18 protein-coding genes are annotated in these 25,285 nt (G+C 60.5%); 9 read left to right on the top strand and 9 right to left on the bottom strand.

The annotated features are described in order from the left end of the window. Nucleotides 1-56 precede the first annotated feature (56 nt). Entirely contained in the window at nucleotides 57-2,501 is a 2,445-nt protein-coding gene (gene lon / locus BM346_RS07750) for an endopeptidase La (protein WP_092010456.1), read from the bottom strand. 218 nt (nucleotides 2,502-2,719) lie between these two features. Between lon and BM346_RS07745 the strand changes: the two genes are divergently transcribed. Both BM346_RS07745 and BM346_RS07740 read left to right on the top strand, forming a co-directional pair. Further along, complete coding sequence (locus BM346_RS07745; protein ID WP_092010453.1) at nucleotides 2,720-3,589, top strand: thioredoxin family protein; 870 nt, start codon at nucleotides 2,720-2,722, stop codon at nucleotides 3,587-3,589. 189 nt (nucleotides 3,590-3,778) lie between these two features. Next, nucleotides 3,779-4,096: a hypothetical protein gene (locus tag BM346_RS07740; RefSeq protein ID WP_092010450.1), complete on the top strand. Its 318-nt coding sequence runs from the start codon at nucleotides 3,779-3,781 to the stop codon at nucleotides 4,094-4,096. Nucleotides 4,097-4,149: 53 nt separating this feature from the next. On the opposite strand, the gene BM346_RS07735 is transcribed toward BM346_RS07740, so the two are convergent. Further along, nucleotides 4,150-5,970 carry a hypothetical protein gene (locus tag BM346_RS07735; RefSeq protein WP_092010448.1) on the bottom strand — a complete coding sequence of 607 codons (1,821 nt, stop codon included), beginning with the start codon at nucleotides 5,968-5,970 and terminating at the stop codon, nucleotides 4,150-4,152. A 375-nt stretch (nucleotides 5,971-6,345) separates the two neighbouring features. Next, the gene (locus BM346_RS07730) at nucleotides 6,346-7,710 is read right to left on the bottom strand and encodes a KamA family radical SAM protein (protein ID WP_092010445.1); all 1,365 of its coding nucleotides are present in this window, start codon (nucleotides 7,708-7,710) and stop codon (nucleotides 6,346-6,348) included. A 575-nt stretch (nucleotides 7,711-8,285) separates the two neighbouring features. Between BM346_RS07730 and aceE the strand changes: the two genes are divergently transcribed. Both aceE and aceF read left to right on the top strand, forming a co-directional pair. Continuing rightward, a complete protein-coding gene (gene aceE / locus BM346_RS07725) occupies nucleotides 8,286-10,955 on the top strand; it encodes a pyruvate dehydrogenase (acetyl-transferring), homodimeric type (RefSeq protein WP_092010442.1) in 2,670 nt (889 codons plus the stop codon). A 10-nt stretch (nucleotides 10,956-10,965) separates the two neighbouring features. After that, complete coding sequence (gene aceF / locus BM346_RS07720; protein WP_092010439.1) at nucleotides 10,966-12,669, top strand: dihydrolipoyllysine-residue acetyltransferase; 1,704 nt, start codon at nucleotides 10,966-10,968, stop codon at nucleotides 12,667-12,669. A gap of 554 nt (nucleotides 12,670-13,223) precedes the next feature. On the opposite strand, the gene BM346_RS07715 is transcribed toward aceF, so the two are convergent. Continuing rightward, entirely contained in the window at nucleotides 13,224-13,793 is a 570-nt protein-coding gene (locus BM346_RS07715; protein WP_139229921.1) for a hypothetical protein, read from the bottom strand. Nucleotides 13,794-14,021: 228 nt separating this feature from the next. Here BM346_RS07715 and BM346_RS07710 point away from each other — a divergent pair, with 228 nt between their 5' ends. The 5 genes from BM346_RS07710 (at nucleotide 14,022) to astB (ending at nucleotide 21,180) form a co-directional block, all read left to right on the top strand. Continuing rightward, nucleotides 14,022-15,473, top strand: a complete 1,452-nt coding sequence (locus BM346_RS07710) for an exonuclease domain-containing protein (RefSeq protein ID WP_092010433.1) — start codon at nucleotides 14,022-14,024, stop codon at nucleotides 15,471-15,473. 87 nt (nucleotides 15,474-15,560) lie between these two features. Then, nucleotides 15,561-16,775 (top strand): aspartate aminotransferase family protein, encoded by a 1,215-nt coding sequence (locus BM346_RS07705; RefSeq protein WP_092010429.1) that lies wholly within the window; start codon nucleotides 15,561-15,563, stop codon nucleotides 16,773-16,775. Between the two features lie 396 nt (nucleotides 16,776-17,171). Then, on the top strand, nucleotides 17,172-18,215 hold the full coding sequence (astA, locus tag BM346_RS07700) for an arginine N-succinyltransferase (protein WP_092010426.1): 1,044 nt from the start codon (nucleotides 17,172-17,174) through the stop codon (nucleotides 18,213-18,215). A 109-nt stretch (nucleotides 18,216-18,324) separates the two neighbouring features. After that, nucleotides 18,325-19,737 carry a succinylglutamate-semialdehyde dehydrogenase gene (gene astD / locus BM346_RS07695; RefSeq protein WP_406812896.1) on the top strand — a complete coding sequence of 471 codons (1,413 nt, stop codon included), beginning with the start codon at nucleotides 18,325-18,327 and terminating at the stop codon, nucleotides 19,735-19,737. 108 nt (nucleotides 19,738-19,845) lie between these two features. Next, nucleotides 19,846-21,180: an N-succinylarginine dihydrolase gene (gene astB, locus BM346_RS07690; RefSeq protein WP_092013444.1), complete on the top strand. Its 1,335-nt coding sequence runs from the start codon at nucleotides 19,846-19,848 to the stop codon at nucleotides 21,178-21,180. Here astB and astE read toward each other — a convergent pair. The 5 genes from astE to BM346_RS07665 are packed head-to-tail and all read right to left on the bottom strand — an operon-like array spanning nucleotide 21,177 to nucleotide 25,280. Then, nucleotides 21,177-22,205, bottom strand: a complete 1,029-nt coding sequence (astE, locus tag BM346_RS07685; RefSeq protein ID WP_092010420.1) for a succinylglutamate desuccinylase — start codon at nucleotides 22,203-22,205, stop codon at nucleotides 21,177-21,179. The two genes, astB and astE, sit on opposite strands and share 4 nt — an antisense overlap. A 4-nt stretch (nucleotides 22,206-22,209) precedes the next feature. Continuing rightward, entirely contained in the window at nucleotides 22,210-22,932 is a 723-nt protein-coding gene (locus BM346_RS07680; protein WP_092010417.1) for an ABC transporter permease, read from the bottom strand. Between the two features lies 1 nt (nucleotide 22,933). Further along, entirely contained in the window at nucleotides 22,934-23,641 is a 708-nt protein-coding gene (locus BM346_RS07675; protein WP_092010414.1) for an ABC transporter permease, read from the bottom strand. 54 nt (nucleotides 23,642-23,695) lie between these two features. After that, complete coding sequence (locus tag BM346_RS07670) at nucleotides 23,696-24,451, bottom strand: transporter substrate-binding domain-containing protein (protein WP_092010411.1); 756 nt, start codon at nucleotides 24,449-24,451, stop codon at nucleotides 23,696-23,698. Nucleotides 24,452-24,509: 58 nt separating this feature from the next. Beyond that, a complete protein-coding gene (locus tag BM346_RS07665; RefSeq protein WP_092010408.1) occupies nucleotides 24,510-25,280 on the bottom strand; it encodes an ABC transporter ATP-binding protein in 771 nt (256 codons plus the stop codon). Nucleotides 25,281-25,285: the final 5 nt, after the last annotated feature.

Raw genomic sequence — 25,285 nt, 5'->3', positions numbered from 1 at the left:
GATGCGGTCCGCCTCCTCGCCAGCAGGCTGGCTCCTACAGTCGGAACATCCCTGATTCAGTGCACGCTTGATCCCTTCCTGGGCTTGTCGCCGAAGCATATCTGGTACACGTCGTTGTAGTGCTTGGCGAAGTGCACTGTCAGCCCTTCCTTGAGGTACTCCGGCAGCTCGTTGAAGTCGCCCTGGTTGGCGTCCGGCAGGATCAGGGTGGTGATCTTCTGGCGACGGGCGGCGATGACCTTTTCGCGAATGCCGCCCACGGGCAGCACCTGGCCGGTCAGGGTGAGTTCGCCGGTCATGGCGATGTTCTGCAGCGGGGCCTCCTTCCTGGCAATGGACAGCAGGGCCGTCGCCATGGTGACACCGGCACTCGGGCCATCCTTCGGTGTGGCGCCCTCCGGCACGTGCAGGTGGACAAAGGATTTGTCGAAGAATGTTGTGTCCGCCTTCAGGCGTTTCAGGTTCGATGACACATAGCTGTAGGCGATGTCCGCCGACTCCTTCATGACATCGCCAAGCTGACCGGTCAGGCGGAATCCCCGCTGGTTGCTGTGGATGCGGGATGCCTCGACGCTCAGCGTGGCGCCGCCCATGGAGGTCCAGGCAAGGCCGGTAACCACGCCCATGCCCTTGAGGGCCTTTTCCTTCCGGAACGCCGGCTGGCCGAGGTAGCCCTCGAGGTCCGAGACACCAACCCGCACCGGCTTATCGGGATTATCCAGCAACTTCACAATGCCCTTGCGGATAATCTTGTGGAGCTGTTTCTCCAGATTACGCACGCCCGACTCCCGGGCATAGCCTTCGATCACCTGGCGCAGGGCGGCATCGGTGATGTTGAGCTGCTTCTTCATCAGTTTCGCCCGCTTCAGCAGCTTGGGTAGCAGGTGATGCTTGGCGATGGCCACTTTTTCCTCGGTGATATAGCCGGACAGGCGGATGGTATCCATCCGGTCCAGCAGGGGCCGGGGAATGGTGTCGAGTTGGTTGGCGGTACATATGAACAGTACCTTCGACAGATCCAGGCGTACGTCCAGGTAGTGATCCAGGAAGTCCCGGTTCTGTTCGGGGTCCAGGGTTTCCAGCAGCGCGGAGGCGGGATCCCCCTGGAATGAGGAGCCAATCTTGTCGATTTCGTCCAGCATGATTACCGGGTTGGACACCTTGACGTCCTTGAGCGCCTGCACGAACTTGCCGGGCATGGCACCGATGTAGGTACGGCGGTGTCCCTTGATCTCGGCTTCGTCCCGCATGCCGCCCAGGCTGAAGCGGTAGAATTCACGGCCAAGGGCGTCGGCGACCGAGCGACCGATGGAGGTCTTGCCCACGCCGGGCGGGCCGACAAGAAGCAGGATCGACCCGGACATCTCGCCCTTGAAATTGCCTTCCGCCAGGATCTCCACGATCCGGTCCTTGACGTCGGTCAGTCCGTCATGGTCCCTGTCCAGTACCGTGCGGGCATGGCCCAGATCAAAGTGGTCATCCGAGGTCACTCCCCAGGGTACCTGGGTCAGCCAGTCCAGGTAGTTGCGGGTCACGCCGTATTCCGGAGAGCCCTGCTCGAGCACCTGGAGTTTCTGGGCTTCTTCCTTGAACTTGGCCTGCACCTCCTCGGTGGGCTTCAGCTCCTGCATGCGGGCCTCGAAGCGCTCGATGTCCGCGGTCTTGTCATCCTTGGCCATGCCAAGCTCACGCTGGATGACCTTGAGCTGCTCCCGCAGGAAAAACTCCCGCTGGTGCTTCTGGACCTTGTCATTGACCTGTTCGTTGATCTCCTCCTGGAGTCGGGCGACTTCCTGCTCCTTGCGCATCAGGGTAAGCACCTTTTCCATGCGCCGGAGCAGGGGCACCGTGTCCAGAACATCCTGCAGGTCACGGCCGGGTGCACTGGTCATGGAGGCACCAAAATCCGCGAGGGGGGAGCTGTCGTCCGGCCCGAAACGGGACAGATACTGCTTGACGTCTTCGCCGTAAAGGGGATTCGAGCGGAGCAGTTCCTTGATGGCGCTGATAATGGCAAGGGTGTAGGCCTTGAGTTCATCGGCCGGCTCCTCCGGCTCCTCAGGGTATTCCACTTCCACCAGGTAAGGCGGCCGCCGGCGCAGCCACTGGGTGATGCGGAATCGGGTAACCCCCTGGGCAATGAACTGGAGCTTGCCATCGTCCTGCTGGGCATGATGCACCCTTACGGCGCAGCCCATGGTTTCCAGCTCACCGCTGGCGGGAACCTGGCTGTCCGGATCGGCGTTTTCCACGTAACAGATACCCAGCATCCGGTGGTCGGTATCGCCCACCCGCTTCAGCGTTTCCTGCCAGGGATCCTGGTTGACCAGGACCGGCTGTACCTGAGCCGGGAAAAACGGTCGGTTGGATACCGGAATAACATACATCCGTCGGGGTCGTGGCTGACCGGGCAGGATCAGCTCCTTGCTGGTGTTTTCGTCGCGACCGATGAACTCGGTAACATCGTCTTCCGGCGCCTCGTTGCGTTTTTCGTCGGCCATGGAACTCCTCGCGTCCTCGGTTGGAAAAAGGGCCGGGCGGGTGCACGATCTGGCCCGGCGCTTATAGCGGTCTTTCATGCTATGTAGCGGCGAGAGCCGGGAATTCAAGGCTTGGATGCCAGCGCCCGGGAATGCCTTGAATTTGCGTTCATTGGCACCATGTACTGGGTAATTCCATTCGCAACCCATTATTTTCCGGATCAGACAGGTAGTCTTCCATGAACGATTCCCCCTACATTTTTGAAGCCACCATTGATAACTTCCAGGAAAAGGTCATGGACGCCTCCGCGACCACACCGGTGCTGGTGGATGTCTGGGCCGATTGGTGCGCGCCCTGTAAGCAACTGATGCCGATACTGGAAAAGCTGGCCAACGAATATCAGGGCGGATTCCTTCTGGCGAAGGTCAATGCCGATGAGCAGCAGCAGTTGACGGCCAGCCTGGGTGTTCGCAGCCTGCCCACCATTGTGCTGGTGAAAGACGGTCAGGCGGTGGACGGGTTCAACAGCGCCCTGCCGGAAGGGGAAGTGCGCAAGATCCTCGAAAAGCACGTTGAAAAGCCGGAAGAGAGCGAAGACCCTTACGAGGCCGCCCACCGCCTTTGGGAGGAAGGTGACCTGGAGGGAGCGCTGGCGATGTTCACCGAGCTTAACCAGCAGAACCCGGACGACATGAAGGTGCTCATCGACGTGGCCCAGCTCAAGGCGGAACTGGGAGACCTGGACACGGCACAGCAGGTCCTCGACAGCCTGCCCCCGGAAGAAAAATTGCAGCCCAAGGCCAAGCAGCTGATCGCCCGTCTCAATTTCCTGCGCCAGGCGGGGGAGCTGCCTCCGGTCAAGGACCTGGAAATGGCTGTAGAACAGGACCCGAAAGATCCGGACGCCCTCTATCAGCTCTCCATCCAGTACGCTCTGCACGATCGTAACGCCGAAGCCATGGACCTGCTCATCCGGCTCATGCAGGTCGACCCTGAGTACAGGGATGGCGTGGCCAAGAAGACCCTGGTGGAACTCTTCGAAAAACTCGGCAACGCCAACCCGGACGTTCGTACCTATCGGCGCAAGCTTTACACCATGATGCACTGATCCCGGGTTTGCCACGGAATCCACGGAACGACACGGAAAAAACCGAAAACGTAATGGGCCACGGACGACGCGGACGGAAAAGACTCAATATTTCTGAGATCTTTTTTCCTTCGTCTGCGTAATTCCGTGGCTCAGTGCTGTCTTTTCGTTTCGTTTTCCGTGTCGTTCCGTGGATTCCGTGGCTAAAAAATGCTCAAGCTACCCCCGCAACCCGATCACTGCGAACTCTGCCAGCGCCCTGTCGCCAGGCTGACCCGCCACCACCTGATTCCCAAACGCCTGCACCGAAAGAAGCGCTTCCAGAAGCTGTTCGACCGGGAGGACATGATCACCCGAACCCTCTGGGTCTGTCGGCCCTGCCACAATGCCATCCATCGGGCGGCGTCGGAATATGAGCTGGGGATGCGCTACAACACCAGGGAGGCGTTGCTTGAGCTGGAGGAGCTGGAGACGTTTGTGGAATGGCTGAGGGACAAGCCGGAGGGGTTTGTTCCGAAGAAGAGGTGAATCACTTGCCGGCGAAAAGACACCGGCAAGTGATATGGGCTTATTAAGAGCGATCAGTTACGGGTCATGAAGCCCGGTTCGATGTCAGTCACATCGTTTGAGTGGGTGATAAGGTGGGCAAACTGATCATTGCTGCCCGCCAATTGCCAGATTTCAACGGTTCCGGTTTCGTTGCTGCCGAAATTGAGCTCAGCCTTGCCAGTAGCGTCAATCGTCCAGGTGCAGTCCGTGCCGGAGTAGGTGCATACGCCATTCGCTTGCACAACCAACTCCCTCTCGACGGTGTTTTCGGTGGGAACACTGACGGTATAAGTGCCCAGGAAGGCTGACTCAGTGATTGCCTGTGTCTTGCGCAGCTTGTACAGGTTCTCTTCCTCGGTTCCGGGTGTGGCAAAGTAGGTGGCAGTGCCAGCGTCAAGCACCTGAAAGACTTCTTGCATCTGCTGGTCATCGGTCATGGTCAGTTTATCGCCCTGCAGACTCCAGGAGCCCTTGGAGTAATAAGTTTCCTGGGTTTCTCCAGAGTAATAATCGTTGGCGAAATCCTCCAGCGTGTAGTCTCCGTTGAAGCGCAGGATGACAGTCTCGTTGCTCTCCGCATCATGGAATACTCGAACACTCCCTTTCAGGGCTTCTTCGGCCACGCTGCTGGCATTGGCAATCATTTCAGCGGTGCCAACATGCAGAAGCGAACCGGTCTCACTGTAATCCAGATGCACTCCGATGCGGTTGCTCTGGCCGGCCAGGAAGAAGATCTTATCGATGACATCGCCTTCATCGAAATCCAGGTTCAGTACGCCGGAAGTGGCGACGGTGGCCTTGGAATTTTCACTGATCGGAGTTTCCGTGGGGAAGTAGCCCAGGCTGCCGTCCGGATTTACCGTGAGGATAGCCTTGGGATCCATTGGTGCCTCCCCAATGAGGAACGACTGGGATGAGGACGGCAGAGCGAACGCCTTGATGTCGTAGAATCTCGCGATCTCGTCACCCAGCTCAAAGATAAGGGAATTGTCTGTCGCGCACGCAGTCAGGGGACTGTCTTCCCGGCCAAACTGGATCTCGGTACCACCATTCAGAAGTGCCCAGGTGTCTTGGGCGCCATCGCGGAGCACGACGGTCCGCTGGCTATCGTAACTGAACTCGGCAAGCGTGCCATCGGGCAGGAAGTGAAAGATTCCCTGCTCATCTGCTCTTATGAACCCGAATACTTTGTCAGCAAGTCTGTCTTCGGTCACTGCGACGGCGCGCTCGTCCAAACAGCTCTCTATTGGCTCAAGTTGATCCAGTGTGCCGCTCAGGTGATCGGTAGCGTCTTCGGTGCTGACAATTGTAGTCTGGGGTACAGTGTTTTCGGAGGTGAGGCCGATAATGGTATCTGCCAGGGTGGAATTACCGAGGTCGGCATCCGCTACGTCGGTCGGGTTCTGATTTGTTGCTGTTTCCCGAGTGCTTGCAGTGATAGTGATTCCGTTACCGGGGACGCCATCATCGTCAAGCGTCTGAAGAAAACGGGCAATGTTCGAGGTTTTATCGGCGACATCGCCGGTGAGCTCCACCGGAGTTATTACTGAGCCTCCGCTGGCCTTTCCAAGGTTGAATGCGCCGACACTGAATGTGATCTCATCGCCTTCGACATACTGGAAGTAGCCGTCATCATCTGTAATTCCTGCAGTGCCGGAAGGCTGGGCGGAATATTCCAGACCGCTCACAGGGCTATCCACAAACTGGCCGGTTGATGTTTGAGTGGATCCGTCGGGCGAATCTGCGGGGGTTTCGCTGGAGGTGGAGCTGGATGAGCCGCCGCCGCAAGCGGTGAGTCCTGATGCCAGAGTGGCTGCCATAATGGCGCGTAGAAGAATTTTTTTCTCGAACATTTATCGGTCCATGCTTTTTTTGATGTGAACCCTGCTGCAGTCAGATGTCGGGTCATCTGATTCCCTGAAAGAAATCCGAAAAGAGGTTCAGGTATCGGTTTCCTTTTATCCGGAGAAGCCGATCAAGGGCGCGCAGGGGTTTACTCCCAGATCCGGGAGCGGGACTAAACTAGGTAATATTTTGTTAGCGAGCAACTTAGTTTGCGTAAAATAATGTTAAATAAGGGAATTTGAATCGAAATTGATCAAGGTCAATGGCAGGCCTGAATCGGGGGATCAGTGATGAGATCCGGGCGGCGAGTGTTTGTGAATCGGTTTCAGGCAGAAAAAAGGCAGCCAATTGGCTGCCTGTTGGTTTTACGTTGACCGACCCTGTCAGCCATTCCCCTTCCGCATTTCCTCATACTCGTCCTCGAAGAAGAACTTCTCCTCCCCGAAAGCCGGTTCGAGCTCATGCAGCCAGGTGGCGGTGTCGCTGTACTTGGCGAAGAAGGGGCGCTGCACCCAGTCCGGGTTGCGGCCCTGGAGGAAGCGCAGGACGAATACCTTCTCGCCCTTGATCTCGGCGATGCCCTGTATCTCCACCTTGCCGGGGCCGGCGCTCATGGAGGGCCCCCGGGCGGTGCGGGCCAGGCCGGAAACCTGTTTCATGGCCTCCCGGTAGATCTCGTAGGCCTGGGCCAGGGGGACCTCGAAGTAGTTCTTGGCCCCGGTATCCCTCTCCACAAACATGTAGTAGGGGATGATGCCCAGCTTGACTTCCCTTTTCCACAGCTTTGCCCAGTCGTCGGCATTGTCATTGACGTGCTTGATCAGCGGGCCCTGGGCGCGGATTTCGGCACCGGTGGAGCGGATGCGGCGGATAGCCTCTTCCGCGATGTCGGTGGTGATTTCCTGCCAGTGGTTGTAGTGGGCCATGATCGCCACGTGCTTGCCGGCATCCACGAGTCTGGCGAAGAGTTCGATCAGCTCATCCGCATCCTTGTCGGTGACAAACCGGTACGGCCAGAAGGTGAGGGCCTTGGTGCCGATACGAATGGTCTGGATGTGGTCAAACTCCGGCTCCAGCAGTGGCTCCAGGTACTGCACCAGGTTCTTGGTCTTCATCACCATGGGGTCACCGCCGGTCACCAGCAGGTCGCTGATTTCGGGGTGTTGCTTAAGGTAGCCGTGGAGCTTGTCGGCATCGGTGCTGGCCATTTTCAGGTCCTTGTCACCGACGAACTGCGCCCAGCGGAAGCAGAAAGTGCAATAGGAGTGGCAGGTCTGGCCCTGGGCTGGGAAGAACAGGACGGTCTCGCGGTATTTGTGCTGCAGGCCTTCGAGGGGCTCGCCGTCCAGCATGGGCTGGTTCATTTCCATCTGGCCCGCCGGGTGCGGGTTCAGCTCATCGCGGATTTCCTTGGCGACCTTCTGGATCAGCTTCTTGTCGGCACCCTCACGATGGAGTTTGGCCATGCGCTCGTAATGTTCATCCCTGAGCATGCCCTTCTGCGGAAATACCAGCTGATAAAGAGGATCGTTGGGCACCTTGTCCCAATCGATAAGTTCATTGATGACGTACTCGTTAACACGAAAGGGCAGCACACTGGCCACGACTTTCATTTCGAACAGAGTCTCTTCGGGAAGGTTCTGGATGACCTCGATCTTGTCGAGCTGACGGTCGGTGTAAACCTGAAAACGACGTTCTTCAAACTCGACGGTCGGAATCCGGTTCGGGAAGGTGACGATGGAATTCATGAATCGCCCTCTGTCTGAGTGAAATGGCAGGTGGCTGACCGGACCGAATCTGCCACCACTGTTCAAAAATCGGGCAAGCGAGTATACCGGAAAAAGTTCAACATTTTCAGCTCTAATTAAAAAAATGCGTGGAGCTTTGGCGCCGCCTGAGAGCCTTTATCGGAAATGTTTCTGAAGCACGTGAATTTATGGGTTTTTCGGCGAACATGCTGAACGATCATCCGATTGCTCCGGCCGCTGTGATCAGGCAGGGGGCGTGTGTCCTTTAGTGCGGAAAGCTTTATCTGGTGCAGGTCGTTCGCACCAGCTTGTTTATGGGTGGCGCCAGTCATCATGAAGAGGAAGCTGACTGATTGAATTTTATAAAAACTACTTAAATAGTACGTTGGTCTAATGACTATTGCCGGAATTGTAGTAATTTGGCAACATCTCCGAAGGGCATCAGAAACGGCCAATCGACACAACCTGTTCTATGCTTTGGCTAGAGTATTTCGCAGGACTGGTGGCACCCGTTATCCGGTGGCACCGATAACGACGCGACCAAAGGTCGCCCAATCCGACAACCGGAGGGTTCGATGTACCAGGACGAAGATCCCACTGAAACCAGTGAATGGCTGGATGCGCTGGAATCACTCATTGCAAACGAAGGTGTGGAGCGCGCCAAGTTCATTCTTGAGCGGCTTTCCGAGCGTGCCAGCCGTGAAGGTACCGAGCTGCCGTATGCCATCACCACACCATTCCGTAACTCGATTCCCCCAAGGAATGAAGCCCGCATGCCGGGGGACCTGTTCATGGAACGACGGATACGCTCCCTGATTCGCTGGAACGCCATGGCCACCGTGGTCCGGGCCAACAAGCGCCCCGGCGAACTCGGTGGCCATATTTCCACCTTTTCCTCCGCCGCCACACTCTACGATGTGGGTTTCAATTATTTCTTCCATGGCGGCGACGAAAAGCGCGAATCGGACCTGGTGTACTTCCAGGGCCATGCCGCCCCGGGTATCTACGCCCGCTCCTATCTGGAGGGGCGCTTCGACGAGGAGCACCTGGACAAGTACCGGGAAGAGGTGGACGGCAATGGCCTGTCCTCATACCCGCACCCCTGGCTGATGCCCGATTACTGGCAGTTCCCCACGGTGTCCATGGGTCTGGGCCCGATCCAGGCCATCTATCAGGCCCACGTCATGAAGTACCTGCACAGCCGGGAACTGATCGACATGGGTGATCGCAAGGTCTGGTGCTTCGTCGGCGATGGCGAGTGTGACGAGCCGGAGACCCTGGGCTCCATTTCCAAGGCCGGCCGCGAGAAACTCGACAACCTCGTGTTTGTGGTCAACTGCAACCTGCAGCGACTGGACGGGCCGGTGAGAGGCAACGGCAAGATCATCCAGGAGCTGGAGGGCATTTTCCGCGGCGCCGACTGGAACGTGATCAAGGTGGTCTGGGGCCGCATGTGGGACCCGCTGTTCGAGAAGGATGAGGATGGGGCGATGCAGAGGGCCATGGATGAGATCTGCGATGGCGACCTGCAGAACTACAGCAGCCAGGGTCCCGCCTATACCCGCAAGGAATTCTTCGGCAAGTACCCTGAACTGGCCAAGATGGCGGAGGACCTGTCGGACGAGGATATCAACAAGCTCAATCGTGGCGGTCATGACCCTTACAAGGTCTATGCGGCCTATCACAAGGCGGTGAATGAGGCGAAAGGCCGACCCACGGTGATCCTCGCCCACACCGTCAAGGGCTACGGCTTTGGAGCCGCAGGCGAGGCCCAGAACACGGCCCACTCCCTGAAGAAACTGGATATCGATGCCCTCAAGGCGTTCCGGGACCGCTTCGGCATCCCCGTGAAAGATGATGAGCTGGAGGAGATCCCCTATTACCGGCCGGCACCGGACAGCCCGGAAATGGTCTACATGAAGAAGCGGCGGCAGGATCTGGGCGGATTCTACCCCAAGCGCCGCAAGGACAGTCAGCCGCTCAAGGTACCAGAGCTGGAGGTATTCAAGAGTGTGCTCGAGGGCTCCGGCGACCGGGAGGTGTCCAGCACGATGACCTTCGTGCGATTGCTGAATGCCCTGGTCAAGGACAAGCGGATAGGCAAACGGGTGGTTCCCATCGTGCCGGATGAGGCCCGTACCTTCGGCATGGAAGGCATGTTCAGGCAGCTCGGTATCTACACGTCCGAAGGGCAGAAGTACGTGCCCCAGGACCGGGATCAGATCATGTACTACCGGGAAGAGAAGAAAGGCCAGATTCTCCAGGAAGGGATCAACGAGGATGGTGCCATGGCCGCCTGGATGGCCGCAGCAACCTCATACAGTCACAACAACTTCCCCCTGATTCCCTTTTACGTGTTCTATTCCATGTTCGGCTATCAGCGGGTCGGGGACCTGGTCTGGGCGTCTGGTGACATGCAGGCCCGGGGCTTCCTCATCGGCGGCACCGCCGGCCGTACCACCCTCAACGGCGAAGGCCTGCAACACCAGGATGGTCACAGCCATGTGCTGTTCAATGTCGTGCCCAACTGCCGCGCCTACGACCCGGCCTTCGGCTACGAGATGGCGGTTGTGGTCCAGCACGGCATCAAGGAGATGTTCGAGGACAACCGGAACGTTTTCTATTACCTGACCATCGAGAACGAAAACTACCAGCAGCCTGCCATGCCCGAGCAGAAAGGCATCGAGGAAGCCATCATCAAGGGTATGTACCTGTTCGAGTCGGTGGAGGCCAAGAGTGGCAAGAAAGCCCCCCGGGTCCAGTTGCTTGGCTCCGGCGCCATTCTCAATGAGGTGCGTGCCGCGGCCCAGATGCTGAAGGACGACTGGAATGTGGCCAGCGACGTGTGGAGCGTGACCAGTTACAACGAGCTGGCGCGAGAGGGTATGCATGTGGAGCGGTGGAACCGCCTGCATCCGGACGACACCCCCAAGCAGGCCTATGTCACCCAGTGCCTGGAGCCGCAGAAAGGTCCGGTGGTTTCCTCCACGGATTACATCAAGCTGCACTCCGAGCAACTGCGGGCCTACATTCCCAAGACCTACCTCACCCTGGGCACGGATGGTTTTGGCCGCAGTGACACCCGGGAGAAGCTGCGTCACTTCTTCGAGGTGGATCGTTACTACGTCGTCGTGGCGGCCCTCTCCGCCCTGGCGAAGGACGGCGAGGTGAAAAACGACCAGGTGTTGGAAGCCATGCGCAAGTACGGCATCGACCGCAATAAAACCAATCCGGTGCTGAGCTGAGGAGGCCGCAATGAGTGAACAGGACATCAAGGTTCCCGACCTCGGCGGCGCGGATGAGGTCGAGGTCATCGAGGTGCTGGTGAGTGAGGGCGACACCGTTCAGGAGGAGGACCCGATACTGACGGTGGAATCCGACAAGGCCTCGGTCGAGCTGCCGGCCCCGGCGGCCGGCAGGATCACCAGGCTCACTGTGAAAGTGGGCGACAGGCTCAAGGAAGGCGATGTGGTCGGCACCATGGATTCGGAAGGTGGTGATGCCGGAGGAGATGAGAAAAGTGAAGCCGCCGAGGACCAGGAGACCAGGGAAGCGCAAGGCGGTGAGCAGGATCAAAAGAGTGACGAAACGCCGGCCCCTTCCGGGACAAAGAGCGGAACCGAAACGGGGAAGGCCTCGGGCGGCAGCCGCAAGGAGACAGTGAAAGTTCCCGCCCTGGACGGATTCGACGATGTTCCGGTCATTGAGATCAACGTCAGTGAAGGGGATACCGTCGGGGAAGATGACCCTCTTGTGACCGTCGAATCCGACAAGGCCACCATGGAGATCCCTTCGCCTTACGCTGGCAGAATCAGCAGGATTCTCGTCAAGGAGGGCGACAAGCTCTCCGAGGGGGACGACCTGCTGGAGATGACGGTCGAGGAGGAAGGCGAGGAGGGTTCCGGAGCCGGCGCGAAGAAAGGCACCCGCGAAGAGCCCCGGGAAAAAGCCGGGAAAGATGAAGGGGAGAAAGCGGAATCCCCCGAGCGGGGCGGGAAGCCTGCCGGCGAGGAGGATCGTGGTGGCGGTACCTATGAGATGCCCTCACCGGGCACCAGGGTTCACGCCGGGCCGGCGGTTCGCAAACTGGCTCGGGAACTGGGGGCCGACCTGACCCGGGTGAAGCCTTCAGGTCCCAAGGACCGCATCCTCAAGGAGGATGTGGAGGGCTACATTCGCCAGAACCTGAAGAAAGCCCAGGAAGGCGGGGCTGTCGAGGGGCCCGGCATCCCGGGCATCAAGCTGCCGGATTTCAGCCAGTTCGGCGAGGTGGAACGAGAGGCCATGTCCCGCATGATGGTGGCCACCGCCACCAATATGCAACGGAGCTGGCTGAACGTGCCCCATGTCACCCAGTTCGACGAGGCGGACATCACTGACATGGAGGCCTTCCGCAAGGGGCAGAAGCAGGCCGGCGAGAAGAAGGGCGTCAAGCTGACACCGTTGCCGTTCATCCTCAAGGCCTGTGCCACCGCCCTGGCGGAGCTGCCGCAGTTCAATGTCTCCCTGGACATGGGTCGCAAGGAAGTGGTGCGCAAGAAGTACATTCACATCGGCATTGCGGTGGACACGCCCCACGGCCTGATGGTGCCGGTGATCCGGGACGTGGACAGGAAGGGGCTCTGGCAGCTGGCGGAGGAAGCCCAGGAGCTGGCCGGCAAGGCCCGGGACAAGAAGCTCAAGCCCGCGGAGATGCAGGGGGCCTGTTTCTCCATAACCAGCCTGGGGGGAATCGGCGGAACGGCATTCACGCCCATTGTGAATACGCCGGAAGTGGCGATTCTTGGCCTCTCCCGGGCCGATATGAAGCCCGTGTGGGACGGCGAGGCCTTTCAGCCGCGGCTTATGCTTCCGCTGTCGTTGTCCTATGACCACCGGGCCGTGAACGGTGCCGACGCGGCCCGTTTCACCAGCCTGTTGAGCGACGTTCTGGGAGATATCCGCCGGCTGCTGCTGTAGGGAGAAACTGGTAGGAGCTGGCCTGCGAGCGAAGAGGGTATCCCTCTGGACGAGGTGCCAGCCTCTTCGCCAGCAGGCTGGCTCCTACAGGGTTTCGGGGCCATCCTCGAAATTGCGGCCCAGTGTAGGAGCTGGCCTGCCAGCGAAGAGGGTATCTCTGTGGACGAGGTGCCTGCCTCCTCGCCAGCAGGCTGGCTCCTACAGGGTTGCGGACCCATCCTCGGGTTACCGGCCCAATGTAGGAGCTGGCCTGCCGGCGAAGAGGGTGTCTCTGTGGACGAGGTGCCTGCCTCCTCGCCAGCAGGCTGGCTCCTACAGGGTTTCGGGGCCATCCTCGGAATCGCGGCCCAGTGTAGGAGCTGGCCTGCCAGCGAAGAGGGTATCCCTCTGGACGAGGTGCCAGCCTCTTCGCCAGCAGGCTGGCTCCTACAGGGTTTCGGGGCCATCCTCGGAATCGCGGCCCAGTGTAGGAGCTGGCCTGCCAGCGAGGAAGGTATCCCTGCGGACGAGGTGCCTGCCTCCTCGCCAGCAGGCTGGCTCCTACAGGGTTTCGGTTATCTGATGCGGCCCTGGGCGATCCAGGTCTCCACTTCATTCGCCGTGAAGCCCCACAGATAAACCTCGGTTATGCCGGCGTCGTAGCCGTCGGTTACCAGGTATATGAAGGCTTCGCCGTCGGTGATGGCGGCGTAGCCCTTGCCGTGCCTGGTGTCGAACCGCGTTACCTTCTTGGGCTCCTGTTCGCCATACATGACGATCTCGCGGGCCTGCAGGAGGTCCTCCACAGTGGTTTCGGTCAGCCCGTCCTCTGTCGAGGGTTCTTCCAGCGCCATCACGTAAAGGGGGTAGCGCGGTAGCGGCACCGGTTCGGCAAAGTCATCGTGGGTCCGTGTGTCGAGGGTGACGCTGCGCCCGTCGGGTGTGAGAATCGCGACCCCGGTCTCCTGCATGACCGTTGAGCCCCGCAGAAGGTCCACCGGCAGCACAATGGTCTGGCCGAGATTCTCGAAGGCAAAGGTCTCCGGCCTGGCATCGTCGGTGGACGTGGTGGCGCAACCGCTCGTCAGGACAAGGAGGGCGGCAAGGGCCACAAGGCCCGGCAGGGAGGATCTGGCTGAGATCATGATCAATACCTGTCCGTGGTTACGAAAGTGACCCAGCATAGGCTTGAGGCCCCGGCTTCACAACTGTCGCTGGCATCAGCCCGGCGGTACTCCAGTCTGTCCCGCGCCCGTGATCCGGCCCATTAAGTCTGTCACAGCCTGAAAGTGAGGAACCTTCGTTCCGATCAGTCGTCGAACAGCCCGTTCCTGTCGTATCCTCCTTCACATGGCGTATTCGGGTAGAAATTGATGTTTCTTGAATCGGCGACCTTCGCTTTTCTGGACCTGGAAACCACGGGTGGCTCCACTGGCCACGACCGTATCACCGAGATCGGCATCCGATTCTGGCGGGACGGCGAGGTGGTGGATGAATGGCAGACCCTGCTCAACCCGGAGACCAGCATTCCACCTTTCATCGAACGCCTTACCGGGATCTCCAACGCCATGGTTGCGACGGCGCCCCGGTTTGCCGAGATCGCGGACGAACTCAGGGAAAAGCTCGACGGTGCGGTGTTCGTCGCCCATAACGCGCGCTTTGACTACGGCTTTGTGAAGACCGAGTTCCGACGCCTGGGGCAGGCGTTTTCGGCGAAGGTCCTGTGTACCGTGAAACTGTCGCGGCGGCTCTACCCCGAGCACCGCCGCCACAATATGGACGCTCTGATTCAGCGTCATGGCCTGGGCCAGGTTCAGCGTCACCGGGCCATGGGAGACGTATCAGCCATGCTGGATTTCTTTCGTCACACCCTTGGGGAGCACGGATCGGAAACGGTTGAACAGGCGGTGCGGACACTGCTGCAAAGGCCCAGCGTGCCCTCTCATCTGCCGCCGGACATAATGGATGGCCTACCCGCCGTGCCCGGAGTCTATCGGTTCTACGGTGAGAATGATGTCCTGCTTTATGTGGGGAAGAGCACCAGTATCGCGCAGCGCGTCGCCTCCCATTTCTCCGGTGACCATAACTCCAGTCGCGGTGTGCGGATGTCCGAGAGCCTGCGCCGGGTGGAATGGACGGAAACCGCCGGTGAACTGGGGGCGCTGCTGCTGGAACTGAAACAGATCAAAAAGCTCAGGCCTCTCTACAACCGCCGTTCCCGACCCGCCAAGACCCTATGGAGCATCGAGCTGACCACCGGCCCCGGTGGCTACCTGCAGGCCAGCCTGACCCGGGAAGTCGAGCCCCATCGCCTGGGCGATTATTTCGGACTTTTCCGTAGCAAGCGGGACGCCCAGCGGGCGCTGACCGGCATCGCAGCCAAAAACGAGCTGTGCAACCGCCTGCTGGGACTGGAGCCGCCGGAGCAGACAGGGCCCTGCTTCCAGCGGACCCTGGGGCGCTGCAGGGGCGCCTGCGAGAGAGTAGAAGACGTCACTCGCTATAATCTGCGCGTCCAGATTGCCTTCCACAGCCTGCGCCTGAAAACCTGGCCCTGGGACGGCCCCATCGGCGTTATGGAGCTTAATCCGAAGACCGGGCGCATGGACATTCTGGTGATTTACAACTGGATGCACGTGGCCACGGTGCATTCGGAAGAGGAATTCGCAGAGCTTAGCCTGCGGGGGCAGGCCGTGACTTTCGACATGGATTCCTACAAGCTGGTGGTCAAGGCGTTGTCTGGCAAGGGCGTGCCAGGGCTGAAAGTTCTGCCGCTGTCGCCGGTGGGCAGGCCGGAGGTTCTTATGCTTGACACCAGCCATTAGTTTTCCAGACGCTCGTTGACTGACGTATCATAGGGTTTTGTCGCCGGTCCGGCCCAGGCCGGCATCAGCCATGCCAGAGAGGACTACATGAACAGAGATCCCGTCACCCGCGAACTTTTCAACGACGTCATGGTACCCAACTACGCCCCCGGGGCCATGATTCCGGTTCGAGGTGAGGGTTCCCGACTCTGGGACCAGAACGACCGGGAGTACGTCGACTTTGCCGGCGGGATCGCCGTCAACAGCCTGGGCCACGCCCACCCGGGCCTGATCGGCGCATTGCATGAACAGGCCGAGAAGCTCTGGCATGTCTCCAACGTGCTCACCAATGAACCGGCTCTCCGTCTCGCCCGCTCCCTGAAGGAGCTGACCTTCGCCGAGAGAGTGTTCTTCGCCAATTCCGGTGCCGAGGCCAACGAGGCCGCCTTCAAACTGGCACGGCGCCACAGCTGGCTGAAGCACGGTCCGGAAAAGCACGAAATCATTGCCTTTACCAACTCATTCCACGGCCGCACCCTCTTCACCGTCAGCGTCGGTGGCCAGCCCAAGTACCTGGAAGGTTTCGAGCCGGCTCCGGGCGGCATCCATCACGCCACCTACAACGACCTGGACTCGGTCAGGGCATTGATCTCGAAGGAGAAGACCTGCGCCGTGGTGGTGGAGCCAATCCAGGGCGAAGGTGGTGTGCTGCCAGCGGACCCGGAGTTCCTCAAGGGCTTGCGCTCGCTCTGTAACGACCATGACGCCCTGCTGGTGTTTGATGAGGTCCAGAGTGGCGCCGGCCGTACCGGGTACCTCTATGCCTATCAGCACTATGGCGTCACCCCGGACATCCTCACCAGCGCCAAGGGCCTGGGCGGCGGTTTCCCGGTGGCCGCCATGCTGACCACGGATGCCGTGGCCCAGAGTTTTGGCGTTGGCACCCACGGCAGCACCTACGGTGGTAATCCACTGGCCTGTGCCGTGGCACAGAAAGTGATCGACACCATAAGCCAGCCAGACATCCTCAAGGGCATCCGCGCCCGCTCCGACAAGCTCCGCAAGGGCATGATGGCCATCGGTGAAAAACACCGCATCTTCACCCATGTCAGAGGCGAGGGCCTGCTGCTGGGCTGTGTGCTAACCGAAGAGTGGAAGGGCAGGGCCAAGGACTTCGTGGCCGCCGCCCAGGAAGAAGGCCTGCTGGTGCTGGTGGCCGGCGGTGACGTGGTCCGCCTGGCGCCCTCTCTGATCATTCCGGAACACGATATCGAGGAGGGCCTTGAGCGATTCGAGAAGGCAGTGGCTACACTGACGAAGTAGGGAGTGACTGTAGGAGCCAGCCTGCTGGCGAGGAGGCAGGCACCGCATCCTCAGGGATACCCTCTTCGCTGGCAGGCCAGCTCCTACAGGTAGAGTCGAGAGGGGGGCGTGACCTGTAGGAGCCAGCCTGCTGGCGAGGAGGCAGGCACCGCATCCTCAGGGATACCCTCTTCGCTGGCAGGCCAGCTCCTACAGGTAGAGTCGAGAGGGGGGCGTGTCTGTAGGAGCCAGCCTGCTGGCGAGGGGGGCGGGCACCGCATCCTCCGGGATACCCTCTTCGCTGGCAGGCCAGCTCCTACAGGTAGGACCGGGCGTAAGCTGTAGGAGCCAGCCTCCAAGGTTTTCGGGGAGGTCCGCCCCCTGCTCCTGAACTCCAGTCTCCAAAGAGGGCCAGCCATGCTGATCATCCGGCCACTGCAAGAAAACGATCTCGATGACCTCCACAACATGGCCGCCTCCGCCGGCAATGGCCTGACCACTCTGCCCCCCGACCGGCAACTCCTTGAGGGCAAAATCCGTAAAGCCCGCGACACCTTTGAGGGGCGCTGCCAGCCAGACGCCGGCCTGTACCTGTTTGCCCTGGAAGACACCAGTCTCAAGCGGTGTGTCGGCATCAGCGGTATCCAGGCCCGGGTGGGCCTCAACGAAGTGTTCTACAACTATCGGCTCAGTATCACCGTCAGGGACAGTCGTGAACTGGGTGTTCACGTGCGCACGCCCACCCTGTACCTCACCAACGACATGACCGATTCCACTGAGATCGGCTCCCTGCTGCTGGCCGAAAGTCACCGGGGCGGCGGCAACGGTCTGGTGCTCTCCCGGAGCCGTTTCCTGTTCCTGGATGAATTCCGGCAGCACTTCTCCGACAAGATCTTTGCGGAAATGCGGGGCGTCTCGGACGAGGCAGGCCAGAGCCCCCTCTGGGAGGCTCTCGGGCGTCGCTTCTTCGATATGGACTATGTGGCCGCGGACAGGCTCTCCGCCAGGGGTAACAAATCCTTTATCGCCGAATTGATGCCGCAGTTCCCGATCTACCTCTCACTGCTGCCGGACAGCGCCCGCGAGGTTATTGGCGAGGTCCACACCAACACCCGCCCGGCCCTGAATATGCTTCAGGCCGAAGGATTCAACTTCAACGGGCTGGTGGATATTTTCGACGGTGGACCGGTGGTCGAGGCGTTTCTGCACAATATCCGCACCATCCGCCAGAGTATCCTGCGACCGGTGAAGCGGGTCGACCGGCCCCTGCTGGACAACCTTTCAGCGTCGGACCGGGTCATGGTGTCCAATCGCGCTTTTGAGGACTTCAGGGTCGGCACCCTGCCGCGCCAGGCCATCAGGGATGAAGAGGTCCAGATTCCCGGCCCGATCATGGAGGCTCTGGGGGTATCGGAAGGGGACCAGGTTCGCCTCGCCCCCTTGAAAGACCCGCTGTTCTGACCAATACCTAATGGAAGAACCAGATATCGGGACCAGGAGGTACGCAGTGAGTCTGACGCTAACCGGAGAACTGTTCATTAATGGTCTGTGGGCGGAAGGCCATGGTGAAATGATCGAATCCAGCCACCCGGTTACCGGAGAGATAGTCTGGAGCGGTGAGGGCGGCAGTATGGACGATGTGAACGCCGCCGTGATGGAAGCCCGTGCTGCCTTTCCGGCCTGGGCCAGGAAGCCGGCTGAAGAGCGCGAAGCCATTGTTCGTCGGTTCGGGGAGCTTCTGGAGGAGCACCGGGAAGCCCTCGCGGATCAGATCGGCCGGGAAACAGGCAAGCCGTTGTGGGAGTCCCGTACCGAGGTTTCCGCGATGATCGGCAAGATCGATATCTCTGTGCGTGCCCGGAAGGAGCGCGCCGGACTCCGGGAGCGTGAACTGTCCGATGGCCGGCTGGTGCTCCGCCATCGTCCCCATGGGGTGGTTGCCGTATTCGGCCCTTTCAATTTTCCCGGCCACCTGCCCAATGGCCATATTGTGCCTGCACTGCTGGCCGGCAACACGGTGGTGTTCAAGCCCAGCGAGCTGGCCCCGGGTGTGGCGGAGTATGCGGTCAGGCTATGGCAGCGGGCCGGTCTGCCGGACGGAGTGCTTAACCTTATCCAGGGTCAGTCCGACACAGGTCGGGCCCTGGCCGGCCACGGGCAGATCGACGGCCTGTTTTTCACTGGCAGTGCATCCGTTGGCAAGCAGCTTCATGAAAAATTTGGCGGCCAGCCCCACAAGATCCTTGCCCTGGAAATGGGGGGCAACAATCCACTGATCGTCGAGGATGTCAAAGACACCAGGGCAGCGGTGTATAACACCCTGCAGTCCGCTTTCCTGTCAGCGGGGCAGCGTTGCACCTGCGCCCGTCGCCTGCTGGTTGCCAGGGGAAAGGAGGGCGACCGGTTCCTGGAGCAATTGGTGGAAGCCGCCGCGAGGCTGACGGTGGGAGAGTACGACGATGACCCACAGCCATTCATGGGGGCCCTGGTTTCACCGGAGGCCGCGAGCCGGATAATGGAGGCCTGGCACAGACTCAGTGCCGCGGGAGGTCGCCAGATGCTGGAGATGACCCATAAAAGCGGCACAGGGCTCCTCACTCCCGGTATCCTGGATCTTACCGGTGTCGCCGAGGTACCGGACGAAGAATATTTCGGTCCCCTGCTCAAGGTCTACCGCTATGAGGACTTCGATGAGGCCCTTGAGCTGGCGAATGATACCCGGTTCGGCCTGGCGGCAGGGATCCTGTCGGATCGCCGCGAGTTGTACGACCGGCTGCTGGAGGAGGCCCGTGCCGGCATCGTAAACTGGAACCGGCCCCTTACAGGTGCCAGCAGCGAGGCTCCCTTCGGAGGTATCGGCGATTCAGGAAACCATCGCCCCAGTGCATACTACGCCGCGGATTACAGCGCATGGCCCATGGCTTCGCTGGAGTCAGACCGGGTGGCCCTGCCGGAGGCACTGGCTCCGGGGGTCGAGCTCTGATGACCCTGTCGGTCGAACAGGGCCCCCTTCGCAGTCACTTTCTCTGAGGCCATCCGGGAGTGGAGTTGTATGGATATGTTTGATCCGCCTGCGGCCAGGCATGTCGAGATGCCCGCCCGCGAGCTCAACCTCGATGGTCTGGTCGGGCCCACCCACAATTACGCCGGGCTCGCCCGGGGGAACCTTGCCTCCGGCGCCAACGCGAACCAGCCCTCCAGCCCCAGGGAAGCTGCCCTGCAGGGGCTGGCAAAAATGAAAGCACTCTCGGACAGGGGCATCCTGCAGGGCGTGCTGCCGCCCCAGGAAAGGCCCCATATGCCGACCCTGCGCAGACTGGGCTATAGCGGTTCGGACAGGATGATCCTGGCCCAGGTGGACGGCGAAGCCCCCGAGCTGCTTGCGGCGGTAAGTTCGGCGTCCTCCATGTGGACCGCCAATGCAGCGACCGTGTCGCCGGTGCCGGATACCGTGGACCACCGGGTACATTTCACCCCTGCGAATCTCGCATCGAGTTTTCATCGCTCCCTCGAGGCGGAAACGACCGGCCGCATCCTGCGCTCGGTGTTTACCGACGAGGCGTGGTTTACCCATCATCCGGCCTTGCCAGCGATGCCACAGTTCGGGGACGAGGGTGCCGCCAACCACACCCGGTTGTGTGGCAGTCATGGTTCGCCGGGTGTGGAGCTGTTCTGCTACGGCCAGGTGGCGTTTGACCGCCGGGCTGCCCGTCCGAAGCGATATCCCGCGCGCCAGACACTGGAGGCCTCCCGGGCCGTGGCCCGGCTGAACGGGCTCAAGCCGGGGCGGGCAGTGTTTGCCCAGCAGAACCCCGCCGCCATCGATGCCGGGGTGTTCCATAACGACGTCATTGCGGTGGGCAATGAGAACCTGCTGTTCTACCACGAGCAGGCGTTTCTGAACGAGCAGCCCCTACTGGCAGAAATCCGGGAAAAGCTGGGGGAGGTCCCCCTGGAAACCATCCGGGTGACGTCGGCGGAGGTGCCTCTGGATGACGCCGTTTCTTCCTATCTGTTCAACAGCCAGCTGCTGACGACGGAGGCGGGGATGCTGCTGGTGGTGCCGGGGGAGTGCCGGGAGGTGGCCTCGGTGAACCGTTATCTCGACCGTCTGCTGGCGGCGGACAATCCGGTGACGGCTATCGAGACGTTTGATCTGCGCCAGTCCATGCGAAACGGCGGAGGCCCCGCCTGCCTTCGGCTGAGGGTGGCCCTGCCGGGTGAAGCCGTGGCTGCCATGAATCCCGGGGTACTGCTGACCGACGAACTTTATGACCGTCTTGTGGCCTGGGTCCAGGGCCACTACAGGGAGCAGCTTTTACCGGCGGACCTGTCCGACCCCGCGCTACTGCAGGAATCCCGCCACGCCCTGGACGAACTGACGGGCATTCTCGGGCTGGGGTCCATTTACGATTTCCAGCATTAGTGGTCACAGGTACACGAGCGGATCATGAGCCCGACACGGTGCCCCACCGGCACTCTCGGGTTCGGGAAGACAATGGCCTCCGGCTCGGCACCGACCCGGTACCGGGTGGTGTCGTCTTCCCAGATCAGGGTGCCCGGAGGGTAGAGGGTAAAGTTGGCCACATCGTCGGCGATGTGGAAGCGGAACCCCTCTCCGGTATTGAGGATTTCGTGAATCACTTCGAACCTCTCCGGCCAGTCAGTCTCGGGAATCCGCGGTGAGGGTTGGCCGCTTGCCAGCCGTTCCAGCGCTGTTCCCAGGGCGTCCAGGCCGGACAGGTCGTTCTGACCGAACGGCCTTACCCTGCCCAGCTCCAGGGTGAAGCTCTCTGCCCCCAGCGCCGCGGCGGTGAAGGAGGAAAACGTGGTGGCCGGCCTGTGTTGCAGCACCAGAGTGCCTATCCCTGCCTCCCCGAGAAAGGCCAGCTCCGTTTCCGGAACCCGGCGACCTTCAACAAACGGGTAGAGCGCGAACCTCTCGCGCTTCGACGGGCGTATCGCTGTGTGCAGGTCGTAATGCTGCACAGGCCCGGGGAAGGCCTTGTGAAAGCTGAGACAGGCCCCTTCCAGGCGTGCTGCCCTCCGGGCTTCATACCCGGCTGCTGCCTGCCGGTGGGCGCCCGTGAATAAACGGTTCAGGTTGTGCTCCAGGAAGCGCTCTTCCACCACCATGGCCGGCGGATTGCCGAGGACCAGCAGTACCGGAACCGATGGACACCACGCGCCCTGCAGCAGTTCGCCCACAAAGCGGTTCAGCAGTTCGACGGGGGCGGTTTCGTTGCCGTGGATGCCGGCGGACAGAATCAGGGCAGGGCCCTTTTGTACCAGCGCGGCCGGGCGTATCTCCAGCAGGCCGGTGCCCAGCCGGTGCACCTGGTCACCTTGGGAGAGTGTCACGGTTAGAACGGAACAATCCGCAGCTCCCAGGGCAAGGGTGTGAGCCAGCCAGTCGGGCTGGCCGTCAAACAGATCCCTGGCCCGGTCCATCACTCTAGTTCCCCGCTGGCCGCTGGTGCCTGAGCAGGTGGTTCTCCAGCTTGCGGAAGGCGAAGACCAGCAGGAAGGTGAGGGCCATGTAGATCAGTGCCACGGCGATAAAGGCTTCAAAGGGAGCGTAAAAGCGGGAGTAGATGTTGCGGGCGGCACCGGTCAGATCGACGATGGTGACCACGCTGGCAATGGCGCTGGCATGGAGCATGAAGATGACCTCATTGGAATAGGCCTGCACCGCCCGCCTCGCGGCACTGGGGAGCACAATGCGGCGCAGTCGCAGGAACCAGCTCATGCCATAGGCCTTGGCGGCCTCGATTTCACCCTGGGGTGTTGCCGCGATGGCACCGCGGAAAATCTCCGTGGTGTAGGCGGCGGTGTTGAGTGTGAACGCCAGCAGGGCCGGGTAGAACGGTTCCCGGAAGATCGCCCACCAGAAGGTTTCCTGGATGCCGGGAATCTGGGCCAGGCCGTAATAGATGATGTACAGCTGAATCAGCAGCGGCGTACCGCGGAACAGGTAGGTGTAGCACCACACCGGCCCGGATATCCACCAATGCCGGTTGGTGCGCAGGATTGCCAGGGGTATGGCCACCACCAGCCCGATCACCAGGGACAGGAATACCAGTTGCACCGTGTTCACCAGCCCCTGCCAGTACTCCAGCATGGTCATGGTGGTGAAAATCTCGTTCTGGTCCAGCCAGGAGGTGATGGTCTCCAGCATCTCAGCCACCTCCCTGAACCACACCGACGTTGGCGCGCCGGTTCAGCCACTTGATGAAGAGTTCGGATACCGCGGTGAGGGCCAGGTACACCGCGGCCACCGGGATAAAGAAGAGGAAGGGGGAGCGCTCCGCCTTGGCGGCTTCCTCCGCAACCCGGACCATGTCGGTCAGACCAATAATGGACACCAGCGCCGTGGTCTTGAGCAGTACCTGCCAGTTATTGCCGAGACCGGGCAGCGCATGGCGCAGCATCTGCGGCACCATGATCCGGCGGAAGGTGTGCCAGCGGCTGAATCCATAAGCCCTGGCCGCTTCGATCTGCCCGGCTTCCACCGCCAGGAAGGCGCCGCGGAAGGTTTCCGCCATGTAGGCGCCGAAGATCAGGCCAATGGTGAGTACGCCGGAAATGAACGGGTCGAACTGCAGGAACCAGTCAATCTGGAACTGGATATAGAGCCAGTCGGACAGCATGTTCACCGCGACCTGGCCGCCATAGTAGAAAAGCATCATCATCACCAGGTCCGGCACCCCACGTATGATGGTGGTGTAGGTGGTGGCGATGCCCTTGGCGAGTCGGTTCCGGGAGAGTTTGGCGACGGCTCCGGCCAACCCAAGAACAAGGGCAAGCAGCAGTGAAAGCAGAGCCAGCTCAATAGTGACAACGGCACCTTCGGCGAGTGCCGGGCCGTAGCCTTTCAGGTCGATCATGCGGGGAAATCCAGTCATCGGTGGCCGGCGAGGTTGCCGGCCACCCCAGATGGCTTACATCTTGATGTCGTATTCGAAATACTTCTGCATGATGGCATCGTAGGTGCCATCGTTCTTGAGCTTGCGCAGGGCGCCATTGACCATGTCCGCCAGGCCCTGGTCACGCTTGCGCATGGCAACGCCAACGCCCTGTCCCAGCTTGACTGGCTCGCCCACTTCCTTGAAGCCTTCCTTGGTGAGAATGGTCTGCTCGCCGACCGGGTAGTCCACGAAGACCACGTCCAGGCGCTGACCTTCGAGATCGAGAACCATGTCATCGGCTGTGGTATAACGCTTGATGGTCACAGTGCCGCCGAGCTCCTCGGTGACGTAGGTGTCCATGGTGGTGCCACGCTGCACGCCCACGGTCTTGCCTTCCATCGCGGACTTGTCGGTCACGTCAACGGCGAAGCCCTCACGGCCGAACCATCCGCCCGGGGTGTTGTAGTAGGGCTCCGAGAACAGAACCCGCTCGGCCCGCTCCTCGGTGATGGACATGGAGGACATGATGGCGTCGAACTTGCGTGCCAGCAGGCCGGGAATCATGCCGTCCCAGGCCTGGATCACGAATTCGCAGTCGGCCTTGAGTTCGTCGCACATGGCTTCTGCCAGCTCCACTTCGAAGCCGGTCAGGTTGCCGTCCTCGTCCCGGTATTCAAAGGGCTCGTAGGGCACGTCAAAAGCGATTCGGATCGTGTCCCATTCCTTGGCCTGTAACGTGCCGGCCATCATGGCCAGGGCGCATCCCGCTGCAACAATCAGTTTTTTCATCGGGTTTCTCCAGTGGTTGCGATTTCAGGGGTTATCGTTTGTCGGTTTTTTCCGGTTTTCAGAACCGGGGCGCAAGGAACTGCTGCATGCGCTCCGAATCCGGGTTGTCGAAGACCTTGTCAGGGCTTCCCTGTTCTTCGATCACACCCTGATGCAAGAAAAGGACCTGGGTGGACACGTCACGGGCAAAGGCCATCTCGTGGGTGACCACAATCATGGTTCGCCCCTCTTCGGCCAGCCCCTGCATGACCCTCAACACCTCTCCCACCAGCTCGGGGTCCAGGGCGGAGGTCGGTTCATCGAACAGCATGACGTCCGGCTCCATGGCCAGGGCCCGCGCAATGGCGGCACGTTGTTGCTGTCCTCCCGACATCTGAGCCGGATAATAGTCCTTGCGCTCGTAGATGCCTACCTTGTAAAGATAGGCCTCTGCGCGCTCGATTGCCTCCTTCCGGGGCACTTTCAGCACATGGATCGGCGCCTCGATGACGTTTTCCAGCACTGTCATGTGGGACCAGAGATTGAATCCCTGGAACACCATGGAAAGTTTCGCGCGAATCTGTTCCACCTGCCTGTTGTCCGCGGGAACACGCTCGCCCCTGCGATCCGTTTTGAAGCGGATGGGGTCGCCCTGCACGATAATGTCGCCCGACGTGGGGGTTTCCAGCAGGTTGATGCATCGCAGGAAGGTGCTCTTGCCGGATCCCGAACTACCGATCAGTGACACCACGTCGCCTTTACGGGTCTCAAGGGAAATACCCTTGAGCACTTCATTCTGGTCGAAGGTCTTGTGGATGTCCCTGCAGATAAGGGGGGCGATATCCGCCATCTGGC

It is taken from the genome of Marinobacter daqiaonensis (genome assembly GCF_900115285.1).
Classification (GTDB): Bacteria; Pseudomonadota; Gammaproteobacteria; order Pseudomonadales; family Oleiphilaceae; genus Marinobacter; species Marinobacter daqiaonensis.
This window is presented reverse-complemented; position numbering and strand designations above follow the sequence as displayed.